The following is a 12,570-nucleotide window of genomic DNA, read 5'->3' as shown; positions in this document are numbered from 1 at the left end:
TTCCTAAAAAAATTCTGAAAATGCGTGCATTGTTTTGGAACCGATCCCGTGTAAGCCACGGAACATGCTAGTTGTACACTCATAACGTAAATGTACAGCCCTGTGATGGCATATTCCGTATGAGAATATATCCTTGTCATGCTAATACGTTAAGGATAGTGTTTCTCCCACATCAGATTTCCTGGTGTAACGAATTTTCAAGTGCTTCTTGCAAAAGCAAGTTTGATCCCGGTCATCCCCATGACCGGGATTTTTTTCGCCCTAGCGGTTCGCTTCCGACACGCTAAAGTCATGAATATCCAGCTCGAAGGCTTCGGCCAGTTCACGGTAGGTATGGTAATCCCTCCCGTTCACCATCACCCTGTCGGAATCATCATCAGCACGACGTACTTCGGATTCACTGATCTCATTGATGGCGGCCAGCAGGGCATCGACATCCACTTCGACTTCGCGTTTGATGGTGTCGCTATACTCTTTGTTGGTCTTCATTACGGGGTACCTCATATAAACGTGTCCACGGTTAAGTATAGACCGCACACAAAAACGGCATTCGCATCCGCCAGCGATGTCAGCTTATGCGTTTTGTTCTACACTGGCTCAAAACCACAGGAGGAATGTATGAAGGTCAACGATCGGGTAACCGTCAAAACGGACGGTGGGCCGCGCCGCCCGGGCGTGGTGCTGGCGATAGAGGAGTTCAACGAAGGCACCATGTACCTGGTGTCACTGGAAGACTACCCGCTCGGCATCTGGTTCTTTAATGAACTGGGTCATCCGGATGGCATTTTTGTGGAAACGGCAGAATAACGCGGCGTCGGGCAACGCGCCCGACTCTGCTGCTTTAAATGCAAAAATCTCTGGCCAGGCCAGAGATCGAAGGTAGGGTACAGTAGATGTTGAAAGGGGTTAGCGCATATTGACGAAAATTCCATTTGTCACATTATCCGTCAGGCGTACGACGTGATAGATCACTTGCTTATTATGCGTTTTAATCTTCCTTTTAATATTTCCCTTATGTGACGAAACGGTTTTGGCTTTGATATTCATCTGGTCTGAGATCTGAATAGTTCCTTGCCCAGCCATCCACATTCTTAACATACTCGATTCAGTTCTGCTTAATGAAAGCGTGGGTAAGTTAACCGCGCCTACATCTTTTACTTCTTTATTCAAATAGTCACCCAAAATGTCATCCAGCGACTCGGGTTTAATTGACTTAGAACTGATCAATAAATTTTTGCGAACCAACAAATATTCGTCGAAATGGATATTTGCGATCGCCATAAAAACAATAAACAGAGTCTTAGGATGCTGATTAATGATTAGCTTAATTTTCTGACTGTTGGCTGGATCGTGTATGAAACAGTCCTCATTAATAAACACCACGCCGGGCCTGTGTTGGTCACAAGCGGCTGCAAGGTCGTCAACGGTGTGTGCATCGTTGATGTCTCTCTTTCTTACCCCTCTGCTCGCCAGATACCCGGTTAACCCTAGCCGGGTGTAACTGCATAAATCCATAATGATCGTTGACATGGCATACCCTCACTCAATGCGTAACGATAATTCACCATCTGCCTGAGAGCTCATAAACAGCCATACGGGATGGAAAAAACGTAATAAAACCTGTGAGCATCACAAAGACTTTCAGGCGGACTCACTATCCCGTAAAGTTACGTATAATTTGCCAGGAATCTTCTTAAAGTAAAGTAAATATTAAGTATTGTGAGGTGGTTAGAAACAATTAAGCCGCGTCAGATATATCCTGGTAGATGTTTTTCGAGTTTTATTTTAGGAATATCCTCAGAAAGACATTGCGGTTAGGCGGGTTATTATTTTCGCGGCAATTCGCTGACAATATCCGCTAACAGGTTGAATAGTTCGCTGAATAAATGTTCGCAAAACGGAGCGATAAGTGGCATTAGCAATGACATTAATAAAATACCAACGGTCAGGGTCACCGGAAAACCAATCACAAATACGGAGAGCTGCGGGGCCATTCTGTTGAGTAACCCCAGCGAAAGGTTGACGGTCAGCAGCAGGGTGATGATCGGCAGCGCCAGCATCAGCCCGTTAAGGAAGATCAGGCCCGCAGCCCGCGTGAGCGCCAGAAACGCGTTGCTGTTGACGGGATTATCGCCTATCGGCAGCGTGTGAAAGGTGTCGACCAGCATGGAGATCAACCACAGATGGCCGTTGAAGGTGAGGAACAGCAGCATCGCCAGCATATCGATAATGCGCGCCAGCACCGGCATATTCAGATGGGAGCCGGGGTCGATGAAGGTCGCGAAAGAGAGCCCCATCTGCAGGCCAATCAGCTCACCGGCGGTACGCACGGCGGCAAACGCCAGCTGCATGGTAAACCCGACGGCCACGCCAATCATGATCTGCTGCAGCGCCACCCAGACCGCTTTTGCGGAAAAAATCGGGATATCAACCGGCGGCAGCGAAGGGGCAATGATAATGGTGATAATAATGCCCAGCCCGACCTTTACGCGCTTGGGAATGGTGCGTTCGCTGAGGATAGGCGCGGTGGAAATCAGCGCCAGAACGCGCAGCATCGGCCAAAAATAGAGGCCAAGCCACTGCATCCACTGGTCGCTGGTAAAGTGCAGCATCCTGTTATCAGCCGATGATGTAAGGAAGGTTAGTAAACAGGGTGCGCATGTAGTCCAGCAGCAGATTCAGCATCCAAGGCCCGGCCACGATGATCGCCACAAATACCGCGATGATTTTCGGGATAAAGGACAGCGTCATTTCGTTAATCTGCGTCGCGGCCTGCAGGATACTGATGACCAGGCCGGTGACCAGCGCCACCAGCAGCAGCGGCGCGGCTACGGCAATCGCCACGCGCATTGCCTCCGTGCCCATCATCATGACCGATTCTGGCGTCATTGCGCGATCCTCAACTGTAGAAACTTTGCGCGAGGGAACTGACCAGCAGCTGCCAGCCGTCGACCAAGACAAAAAGCATGATTTTGAAGGGCAGGGCGATGGTGGCGGGGGGAACCATCATCATACCCAGCGCCATCAGCACGCTGGCGATCACCAGGTCGATGATCAGGAACGGAATGAAGATCGTAAAGCCAATCTGGAATGCCGTTTTCAGCTCGCTGGTTACGTACGCTGGCAGCAGAATGCGCATCGGAACGGCTTCCGGCCCCTGCAATTCGCCGGTGTTGGCCAGGCGGGCGAACAGCGCCAGATCCGCTTCACGCGTCTGGCGCAGCATAAATTCGCGCAATGGCTGAGCGCCTTTTTCCAGCGCGACCTCCATCGAGATCTTATCTTCGCTGAACGGCTGATAGGCGTCGGTGTAAATTTTATCGATCACCGGCGACATAATGAAAAAAGTCAGGAACAGCGCCAGCCCGAGCAGAACCTGGTTAGGCGGGGCGGACGGCGTGCCGAGGGCGTTTCGCAGCAGACCAAAGACGATGATGATGCGGGTGAAGCTGGTCATCATCAGCAGGATTGCAGGAAGAAACGTCAGCGAGGTGATAAACACCAGCGTCTGCACCGGCAGGGACCAGCTTTGTCCGCCACCCGCCATCGGGGTGGAGATCAGGCCCGGCAGCTGGGCGTAAACGGCAGGGGCAAACAGGCCAAGGCCGGCAAGCGTAAGGGATAACAAACGGCGCATCAGGATCTCCCGGAACGCTTAAGCAAACTCTTCATGATGGACTGAAAATCCGCCGGGGCGTCTGTCGTCACGTCAACTACGACGGGCGCAGGAGGCAGTTTATGGAGCACGTTGATCGTCGTGGCGGTCACGCCAAGAACCAGGCGCGCATCTTCAACGTCAACAATGACCACGCGCTCGCGTGGCCCAAGCGTGGTGCTGGCACTGACCTTCAGACCGCGCCCGGCGGCGGTTTTACCCGCCACGCCAAAGCGCTTTGCCAGCCATGCGGCAATAAGAATAAAGGCAATAATACCGAACAGGGCGCCGCTCACCTGGAGCAGCGGCGAACCCGGTACCGCAGAGGGTTGGGATACTGTTGCCTGGGTTTTCATCGTTAGCGGCTCAGACGACGCATACGTTCGGATGGGGTAATGATGTCGGTAATACGCACGCCGTATTTATCCGCCACGACCACCACTTCACCCTGGGCAATCAGATAGCCGTTGATCAGAATATCCAGCGGCTCGCCGGCCAGGCCGTCAAGGGCAACAACCGAACCCTGCGTCAGGCGCAGCAGCTCTTTAATGGTCATCCGGGTGCGTCCCAGCTCCACGGTCAGTTTGACCGGGATATCCATGATCAGGTCGATATCCTGCAGCGTACCGCTGACGTCACCGCCGCCTAACTGCTGGAACACAGCATCCGCCGCGCTTTTGCCCGGGGTTGTTTTTTGCTCGTTCAACGCATCAGCCCATAGATCGTCCAGTGCTCCGCTGTTTTCATCGGACGGATTGTTCATGTCACTCATTTGGGCTGTTCCTCATTCAGCGAATTCAAAATCGGGTTGATCAAGTGTTCAACGCGTAGCGCATACTGGCCGTTTATCGTGCCGTACTGGCTTGTCAGCACGGGTACGCCATCCACATGGGCAATAATGCGGTCGGGTTTGTCTATCGGCAGAACATCGCCGGGTTGTAATTTCAGGATCTGGGATAAGCGCATCGACACGTCGGCGAAGTTAGCCACCAGCTCCAGCTGCGAATGCTGAACCTGACGCACCAGATTTTCGCGCCAGTTCTGATCTTCATGGCGTGAGTTTTCCAGCGGCGGGTTGACCAGCAGCTCGCGAAGCGGCTCGATCATGCTGAACGGCAGGCAGATATTGAACTCGCCGGTCAGGTTGCCAATTTCCACATGGAACGGGGTATTCACCACGATATCGTTCGGCGAGGTGGTGATGTTGGTGAACTTCACCTGCATCTCGGAACGCACGTACTCCACTTCAAGCGGGTTAATCGCTTTCCACGCGTCGCTGTAGGATTCCAGCGCCAGCTTCAGCATGCGGTTGATTACGCGCTGCTCGGTGTGGGTAAATTCACGACCTTCCACCTTCGTCGGGAAGCGGCCATCGCCGCCAAACAGGTTATCAACCGCGATAAACACCAGGCTTGGCGAAAACACCACCAGACCGGTACCGCGCAGCGGCTTGAGGTGGATCAGGTTAAGGTTGGTCGGCACCGGCAGGTTGCGGGCAAACTCATGATAGGGCTGAATGCGGATCGCGCCAACGGTGATGTCCGGGCTACGACGCAGCAGGTTGAACAGCCCCATACGGAACTGACGCGCAAAACGTTCGTTGATGATCTCCAGCGCCTGAAGACGCTCGCGCACCACGCGACGCTGGGTATTCGGGTCGTAGGGACGAATGTTATCGTCACCGGCCAGACCCGGCTTTGGCTCATCGTTTTTATCGCTATCGCCGTTAAGCAGCGCGTCGATTTCTGCCTGAGAAAGAATGCTATCGCCCATGTCGTTACCGCAAAATGAAAGCTGTATACAGAACGTCGGTGACTTCCTGCTTGGGTTGACCATGGACCAGCGGCGTCGCCAGCGTCTGCTTAATGGCATCGACCAGCTTTTGCTTGCCGTCATCGGAGGCCAGCGCCGAGGCGTCCTGACGCGAGAACAGCAGCAGCAGGCGGCTGCGCACTTCAGGCAGATAATCGTTAAGACGGGCGCGCGTGGCTTCGTCTTTCAGGCGCAGCGTAATGCCGATGTACAGCACGCGGTCCGCATCGCCCAGGTTCACGGTAAACGTATCCAGCGGGAAGAAGACCGGGGCCGGTGGCGGCGGTGCTTCTGCTTTGGCGGCAGCGCCGGTCGGTTCCTGCTGCATACGCCAGTAACTGTAGCCTGCGGTGGCGCAGGCGGCGAGCGTGATCAACACCAGCAGCGGGATCCAGATGGAACGCTTACTTTTTTTGGTGATAGCGGAGTCAGTCATCTGATACGAGCTTCCTGTTTCGGTACAGCTTAATACGGTGATTATCCCGTGTCCGGCTTAGGTCAAAGCGTGGAAAAGACGGGGATAATCACGTTACCTCTGGCGTTTAGGCGAAGATGTCTACCGCGCCGTTACCGCGCGCGGCGGATTGCAGGGACGCGGGAGCAATAAGCAGGTCGTCACCCTCTTCATTGAAGCCCCCCTGCTGGCCGGAGCGGGAGGCGTGCTGTTGCTGTTCAGAGGAGGACTGTTGCTGCCCGGCAAAACTCTCGCTGCTGACGCTGCTCTGGGAAAGCTGAATACCGTTTTCAGCAAGCTGGGTGCGCAGCATTGGCAGCGCGGCTTCCAGCGCCGCGCGAACGTGGCTGTGCGGCGACACCAGCTGCAGCTGCGCCTGGTTATCATCGAGCTTAAGGGAAATCTGTACCTGACCGAGATCTTCCGGATGCAGACGCAGCTCCGCTGACTGTTGTCCCTGCTTCGTGAACAGCGTGATGTGCTGGCTCAGCGTTTGCTGCCATTCCGGTGTACCGAGCGGCTGGCTCAACACCGGAGCCGTCGCAACGGTTGCCGCAGGCTGTGAAGGCGCAGGGGTACTCACCATTGGCGCAAGCGTGGCGGTTGGCGCGGTGGCGGTAGACGTCGAGGCTGCCGCGATATCCTGTTTCTCCGCTACGCCGTTCGCGACCGGCGCGACGGGCACAGAGGCGTCAGCGCCTTGCACGAGGGGCTGGTATGGCGAGGCGGTTTTGCCCTCATCGCGACCCGGCAGGTCAGCGGTCAACGCGTGTCGCCCGGCAGTGGACGGCGTCAGGGCGGCGGAGGGAAGGGACGCGCGGGCGCTCAGGCCTTCGGCGCTCTTCGGCTGCGCGGCAACCGCCGTCTGCTGGTGCGGCAGCATGGCCATTAACGCGCTAAGCCCGGCCAGCTCCTCGTCAGTGAGCGAGGTTTTCGTCTCTTCTTTCGCTGCCGCCGTGGTTAACGACTTCAGCGCGTCACCGTGGGCCGCAGGCGCAAGACCGGCCACCAGGGTTTGCAGCGCGGTAGCGTGCGGCGCGTCCTCCTCGACCAGAGTCTCCTGGCGGGCAAGAAGGTCGGCAAGTTTTGCCTGTAGCGGGGTGTTATCCCCTTTCGCCGCGGCTTTCGACAGCGTGCTGCCGGCGGCTTTCAGGTCTGCCAGGGTTAGCGGCGCATCTTTGCCCTGACCGCCGGTTTCCGTCAGCGCGCCCGCCAGCAGGGAGAGAAAATCCTGTGCACCCTCGGTGCCTTTCCCCGTCTGCGTGCCGCCTGACAGGTCGCTGTCGGTCATCAGCAGTTGTTGCAGTGTGATCATTCCGGTTTCCTCATTGATGCGCGCTGGGCAAACTCATCCATTTTTTTCTGATCCAGACGGTTCTCCGCCAGGGTCGATGCGGCGATCTGCCGGTCCTGTAAGGTCTGCCAGGCCTGCAGTCGCTGTTTTTTCTCGCGCCAGAAGTTGAGCGCGATGTCGACTTTTTCCGTCCACTGAAAAAGCTGCTGACGATGCTGTTCAATCGCTTTTTCCAGGGTCTGAATAAACTGCTGGTAGTTGATCCAGCGCTGGCTGCCGATGCCCTGCGTCATGTCGGTATTAAGGTTGGTGCGATACTCGTGCTGATAGTCGATTAACATCTTCAACTGTTCTTCAGCCTGCTGACATCCGCGCCGCATTGCGCCAAGCTGCAGTGCGGCATCATCCACTTCTTTTTCAGCCAGATCTTTTAGCGTTGATAACGCGCTGTTTTGCGCCATGACCTTCGCCCTCCACCTGTGTTACACCTGCGGGAAAATCAGCTCCAGGGCCTGAAGCGAGTCTTCCCAGTCGGCGCGTTCAAAAATACCTTGTTGCAGAAACGCCTCCAGCTGTGGCCAGAGGGTAATCGCTTTATCGAGCATCGGGTCGCTGCCTTTGGCATACGCCCCGACGCTGACCAGATCGCGGTTACGCTGGAAGCTGGAGAGCAGTTGTTTGAAGTTACGCACGCGGGCGTAGTGCTTCTCGGTTATCAGGGCCGTCATTGCACGGCTGATGGATGCTTCAATATCGATAGCCGGATAGTGCCCGGCTTCGGCGAGACGGCGCGATAACACAATGTGGCCGTCGAGGATCGCGCGCGCGGAGTCGGCAATCGGATCCTGCTGGTCATCGCCTTCGGTCAGCACCGTATAAAACGCGGTAATCGAGCCACCGCCCGTAATTCCGTTCCCCGCGCGTTCAACCAGCGCGGGCAGTTTGGCAAACACCGAGGGCGGATAGCCCTTGGTCGCCGGGGGTTCACCGATGGCCAGCGCGATTTCACGCTGCGCCATGGCATAACGGGTTAAGGAGTCCATGATCAGCAGGACGTGCTGCCCGCGGTCGCGAAAATCTTCCGCAATGCGGGTGGCATATGCGGCACCCTGCATACGCAGCAGCGGGGAGACATCCGCCGGGGCGGCAATCACCACCGAGCGCGCGCGGCCCTCTGCGCCGAGGATGTTCTCGATGAAGTCTTTGACCTCGCGACCACGTTCGCCGATCAGGCCCACCACGATCACGTCGGCCTGGGTATAGCGCGCCATCATGCCGAGCAGGACCGATTTCCCCACGCCGGAACCGGCGAACAGCCCCATACGCTGCCCGCGACCGACGGTCAGCAGGGCGTTGATGGGGCGAACGCCCGTATCGAGTACATGTTCAATGGCGGTACGTTGCAGGGGGTTAAACGGCTGGGTGATCAGCGCGCCGGTTTCCGTGGTATCCGGGGAGGGCAGGCCATCAAGCGGTTTGCCGCCGCCGTCCAGCACGCGGCCCAGCAGCGCCGGGCCAAGCGGCAGCTGTTTGCCGCTCTGTAATCCGTCGCCGCTCATATTTTTGGCGTAAACCCGCGCGCCGGGCAGAATGCCTTCCACCTCTTCAAGCGGCATCAGGAACAGGCGCTGGCCGTTGAAGCCGACCACTTCGCTTTCCACCTCACGCATCTCCGGCCCGTCCTGACGCTCAATCACGCAGGTGGCGCCGAGCGGAAGCTGCAGGCCCGTTGCCTCAAGCACCAGTCCGGTGGCGCGCGTTAAGCGGCCATAGCGACGCACCGAGGGGAGTTGCGTCATCTTTGTCTCGAAGTTATCGAGCGTGTTCAGCCAGCGGGTGAGGCGTGCGGTCATCAGACGACTCCCGGTGCCGCCAGACGGCACAGTTCCTGCCAGCGCGTCGCCACGCTGGCATCCAGATCGCCTTCATCGGCAGAGACTTTGCAGCCCCCGTGATGCAGGGAAGGGTCGCCGCGCAGACGCCAGCCGTGCAGGCTGAGGGTCGCGCCGAGGCTCTCTTCAACGCGCTGTAAATCATCGGGGTGTACGCGCAGCTGCGGTTTGCCGCTGAACAATGGCTCCTGCTGGAGCAAACCCTGGATCTGTTTAATCAGCGCCGAGTTATCCACCACCGGCGTCTGGCCAATCACCTGGCGGGCGGCTTCCAGCGCCATCTGCATCAGGCGCGAGGCGATCACGCTGTCCAGTGCGTCCAGGGTGTGCTGGAACTCGCTTACCAGCTGCTGCATCCGGGCATGAAGCGGCGCCTGCTGCTGGCGCGCCTGCTCCTGACCTGCTTCCAGGCCTTTCGCCAGCCCTTCCTGGTAGCCCTGTTCGTGGCCTTTCTGTCGGCCTTCGTTCATGCCCGCGTTAAAACCCTGCTCGTGCGCCTGCATTTGCAGCTGGGCCAGCATTTGCGCCCGCTGCTCTTCTTCGCTCAGTTCCGGGACATCTGCCCCGGCATCATCCTCGTCGGGCGCGGCCATGGCGGGTCTGAACTCTGCCACAGGCGGGGCCAGATCGTCAGGCGTCCAGGGTTTCCACGACAGCTCATTAGACATAGGTGTCGTCTCCGCTGCCGATCACCATCTCGCCGGTCTCTGCCAGACGGCGAACGATAAGCAGGATGGCTTTCTGTTCGTTTTCCACCTGAGACAGACGGACCGGGCCACGGTTGGCCAGATCGTCGCGCAGGATATCGGCTGCACGCTGCGACATGTTGCGCAGGAACTTCTCGCGCAGCGGCTGTTCGGCACCCTTGAGGGCGATAAGCAGCGATTCGGAGTCCACTTCCTGAAGCAGGCGCTGGATGCTGCGATCGTCCACTTCGACCAGGTTTTCGAACAGGAACATCTCGTCGATGATCTTTTGCGCCAGCTCGCCATCGAACTCGCGAACCGCGGTAATGACTGCCTCTTCCTGCTGGGTTTTCATCAGGTTGATGATCTCGGCTGCGGTTCTCACGCCGCCCATTTTGCTGCGCTTGAGGTTCTGACCGTCGAGCAGGTTGTTCAGCACTTCCGTCAGTTCCGCCAGCGCGGCAGGCTGCACGCCGCCGAAGGTGGCGATACGCAGCATCACGTCGTGGCGCAGACGTTCGTCGAACAGCGCCAGAATATCGGCCGCCTGACCCCGTTTGAGGTGCACCAGGATGGTGGCGATAATCTGCGGGTGCTCGTCGCGAATAAGGTCGGCGGCACTCTGCGGCTCCATAAAGTTGAGCGTCTCGATGCCGCTGGCGGTATCGCGGGTTTCAAGAATATCTTCCAGCAGGCTGGCGGCACGCTCTTCGCCGAGCGCTTTAACCAGCACGGAGCGCAGGTAATCGTTGGCGTTGATGTTGAGCGCCGCAAACTGCTCGGCTTCCTGCTCAAACTCCGCCAGCACTTCGGTCAGCTGCTTGTTGGAGATCTGACGCACGTTCGCCATCGCGGCGCTGAGGATCTGCACTTCGCGCTGGGAGAGGTGTTTAAACACCTCCGCCGCGCGGTCTTCGCCAATGGTCATCAGCAGGATGACGCTTTTATCGGTGCCCGTAAGCGTATTACTCATGTTCGTTACCCATCCACTGACGGATGACCAGCGCGACGACGCGCGGATCGTTGTCTGACATTTCGCGAATGCGCTGGCTCATCACCTCGGCACCCATACGCTGATTAGCACGACGCTGCTGGATCTGTTCGTCTTTGCTGAGGCGAACTTCAACGGCTTCTTCCGTATCCTGACGCGTGACCTGCTGCTCTTGCGCGGCCTTCTCGGCTTCTGCACGGCGCTGGAGCTGCGGACGCACGCCCTTACGCCACAGCAGCCAGGCGACAATCAGCACCAGCAGCCAGCGGCCTGCGGACATCAGCTGGTCGATAAACGCCTGCTGTTGCCAGAACGGCAGTTCACCACCGGTTTCATCCACCGAGCTGAACGGCGAGTTCACCACGTTGAGGGTGTCGCCACGCTTCTCTGAATACCCCATGGCTTCGCGGGTCAGATCTTCAATCTGCTTCATTTGCTCGGCGGTGAGCGGCAGCGGCTTGCCGTCCGGCAGCGTTTTATAGTTCACCACCACGGCAACCGACAGGCGCTGCACATCGCCCACGTTCAGCTTGGTGTGGCGGATAGTACGGTCGACTTCATAGTTAGTGGTTTCGTTACGGCTGCTGGTGCGCGGGCCTGAACTGGCCGCCGTTGAGGTGGTTTGCGCGTTGTTTTGCTGGCCGTTCTGCTGGTTCGCCGCAGGCGTAGTAATCGGCGCTGCGTTAGCCGGTGCAGGCTGGTTTGAGAGTGCGCCCGGCACGCCGCCAGGGTAAGGTCCGCCGACCTGCTCATTCTCATTAACCTGGCGCGAACGCATCACTGCCTGAGACGGGTTACCGTTCGGGCTGTACTGCTCTTCGGTCTGTTCTTTATTGGCGAAGTCGATCTGCGCGGTGACCTGCGCGTGTACGTTGCTGTTACCGACAACCGGGCCAAGGATCGCTTCGATACGACGCTGGAGACGGCCTTCGACGTCCGCGGCGTATTTCAGCTGCGCGTCGTTCAGATCGCGACCGGCGCTATTGGACTGGGTCAGCAGGTGGCCGCTCTGATCGACCAGAGTAACGTTACCCGGCGGCAGACCGGCAACCGCGCTGGACACCAGGTGGGTCACGGCGCTGATTTGTCCTTCATCGAGCGCGCGGCCCGGCTCGAGATTAACGGTCACGGAAGCGGAAGGAGACTTTTGTTCACGCACGAACAGGGAGGGTTTCGGCATCGCCAGGTGCACGCGGGCACTCTTGACCGGACCTAAGGTTTCAATGGTGCGGGCCAGTTCGCCTTCCAGCGCGCGCTGGTAGTTCACCTGCTCGCTGAACTGACTGATACCGAATTTTTCCTGGTCCAGCAGTTCAAAACCGACCGCGCCGCCTTTCGGCAGCCCTTGCTGCGCCAGACGCAGACGAAGCTCATGCACCTTATCTGCGGGCACTTCCAGCGCGCCGCCGTTATCGGCAAAGCGATAAGGGATATTCATCTGGGTAAGCTGGGTGACGATGGCACCGCCATCCTGATCGGAAAGGTTACTGTAAAGGGTGCGGTAATCCGGGCTTTTCGCCCATAAGACCATTGCTACCAGGATCGCAATTGCGGCAGCGCCTGCCACGATCAACGGGATTTTAGGGTTCGCGCGAAGGCGGTTCATCCACTCAAGTGATTTATTTTGTGGCGCTGTCGATGCTGCTGCACTCATTGCGCACCTCTTAAATCCTGGTGGTTTACGTTATTCGTGTAGAGAAACAAAACTGACTCCCGGGTCGGCAAACACGACAAAAGTTCCATATTGATGGCCCTGCCATTATTTGATGATTCGGGATTTTCTATG

16 protein-coding genes are annotated in these 12,570 nt (G+C 57.5%); 1 reads left to right on the top strand and 15 read right to left on the bottom strand.

Annotated elements, in window-relative coordinates; all coding sequences use genetic code 11:
• Positions 1–261: 261 nt before the first annotated feature.
• A complete protein-coding gene (gene yodD, locus QLG21_RS01570) occupies positions 262–489 on the bottom strand; it encodes a YodD family peroxide/acid resistance protein (protein ID WP_282483752.1) in 228 nt (75 codons plus the stop codon).
• Between the two features lie 129 nt (positions 490–618).
• Between yodD and dsrB the strand changes: the two genes are divergently transcribed.
• Positions 619–807, top strand: a complete 189-nt coding sequence (gene dsrB, locus QLG21_RS01565) for a protein DsrB (RefSeq protein WP_003859583.1) — start codon at positions 619–621, stop codon at positions 805–807.
• A 99-nt stretch (positions 808–906) separates the two neighbouring features.
• Here the strand turns inward: dsrB and rcsA are convergent, their stop codons facing one another.
• The 14 genes from rcsA to fliF all read right to left on the bottom strand — a co-directional run bounded on the left by rcsA (position 907) and on the right by fliF (position 12,438).
• Positions 907–1,530, bottom strand: a complete 624-nt coding sequence (gene rcsA / locus QLG21_RS01560) for a transcriptional regulator RcsA (RefSeq protein ID WP_006176221.1) — start codon at positions 1,528–1,530, stop codon at positions 907–909.
• Positions 1,531–1,826: 296 nt separating this feature from the next.
• Positions 1,827–2,612, bottom strand: coding sequence for a flagellar biosynthetic protein FliR (gene fliR, locus QLG21_RS01555; RefSeq protein WP_006176220.1), 786 nt, complete (start codon positions 2,610–2,612; stop codon positions 1,827–1,829).
• Positions 2,613–2,619: 7 nt separating this feature from the next.
• The gene (gene fliQ / locus QLG21_RS01550) at positions 2,620–2,889 is read right to left on the bottom strand and encodes a flagellar biosynthesis protein FliQ (RefSeq protein ID WP_006176219.1); all 270 of its coding nucleotides are present in this window, start codon (positions 2,887–2,889) and stop codon (positions 2,620–2,622) included.
• A 10-nt stretch (positions 2,890–2,899) separates the two neighbouring features.
• Positions 2,900–3,637, bottom strand: coding sequence for a flagellar type III secretion system pore protein FliP (gene fliP, locus QLG21_RS01545; protein ID WP_137849281.1), 738 nt, complete (start codon positions 3,635–3,637; stop codon positions 2,900–2,902).
• Complete coding sequence (gene fliO / locus QLG21_RS01540; protein ID WP_282483751.1) at positions 3,637–4,011, bottom strand: flagellar biosynthetic protein FliO; 375 nt, start codon at positions 4,009–4,011, stop codon at positions 3,637–3,639. The genes fliP and fliO overlap by 1 nt, the downstream gene beginning before the upstream one ends.
• A 2-nt stretch (positions 4,012–4,013) precedes the next feature.
• Positions 4,014–4,427, bottom strand: coding sequence for a flagellar motor switch protein FliN (gene fliN / locus QLG21_RS01535; RefSeq protein ID WP_006176216.1), 414 nt, complete (start codon positions 4,425–4,427; stop codon positions 4,014–4,016).
• The gene (gene fliM, locus QLG21_RS01530) at positions 4,424–5,428 is read right to left on the bottom strand and encodes a flagellar motor switch protein FliM (RefSeq protein WP_006176215.1); all 1,005 of its coding nucleotides are present in this window, start codon (positions 5,426–5,428) and stop codon (positions 4,424–4,426) included. Before fliM ends, fliN begins: the two co-directional genes overlap by 4 nt.
• A 4-nt stretch (positions 5,429–5,432) precedes the next feature.
• Positions 5,433–5,903 carry a flagellar basal body-associated protein FliL gene (gene fliL, locus QLG21_RS01525; RefSeq protein ID WP_006176214.1) on the bottom strand — a complete coding sequence of 157 codons (471 nt, stop codon included), beginning with the start codon at positions 5,901–5,903 and terminating at the stop codon, positions 5,433–5,435.
• 106 nt (positions 5,904–6,009) lie between these two features.
• Positions 6,010–7,236 carry a flagellar hook length control protein FliK gene (gene fliK / locus QLG21_RS01520; RefSeq protein ID WP_282483750.1) on the bottom strand — a complete coding sequence of 409 codons (1,227 nt, stop codon included), beginning with the start codon at positions 7,234–7,236 and terminating at the stop codon, positions 6,010–6,012.
• Positions 7,233–7,676 carry a flagellar export protein FliJ gene (gene fliJ, locus QLG21_RS01515; protein ID WP_006176212.1) on the bottom strand — a complete coding sequence of 148 codons (444 nt, stop codon included), beginning with the start codon at positions 7,674–7,676 and terminating at the stop codon, positions 7,233–7,235. Before fliJ ends, fliK begins: the two co-directional genes overlap by 4 nt.
• Positions 7,677–7,697: 21 nt before the next feature.
• A complete protein-coding gene (gene fliI / locus QLG21_RS01510; protein ID WP_006176211.1) occupies positions 7,698–9,068 on the bottom strand; it encodes a flagellar protein export ATPase FliI in 1,371 nt (456 codons plus the stop codon).
• Complete coding sequence (gene fliH / locus QLG21_RS01505; RefSeq protein ID WP_058610153.1) at positions 9,068–9,775, bottom strand: flagellar assembly protein FliH; 708 nt, start codon at positions 9,773–9,775, stop codon at positions 9,068–9,070. The genes fliI and fliH overlap by 1 nt, the downstream gene beginning before the upstream one ends.
• On the bottom strand, positions 9,768–10,766 hold the full coding sequence (gene fliG / locus QLG21_RS01500) for a flagellar motor switch protein FliG (protein ID WP_006176209.1): 999 nt from the start codon (positions 10,764–10,766) through the stop codon (positions 9,768–9,770). Before fliG ends, fliH begins: the two co-directional genes overlap by 8 nt.
• Entirely contained in the window at positions 10,759–12,438 is a 1,680-nt protein-coding gene (gene fliF, locus QLG21_RS01495) for a flagellar basal-body MS-ring/collar protein FliF (RefSeq protein WP_088208193.1), read from the bottom strand. The genes fliG and fliF overlap by 8 nt, the downstream gene beginning before the upstream one ends.
• Positions 12,439–12,570: the final 132 nt, after the last annotated feature.

Origin of the sequence: Enterobacter sp. V87_3 (assembly GCF_029967835.1) — a bacterium.
Lineage (GTDB): Bacteria > Pseudomonadota > Gammaproteobacteria > Enterobacterales > Enterobacteriaceae > Enterobacter > Enterobacter cancerogenus.
This window is presented reverse-complemented; position numbering and strand designations above follow the sequence as displayed.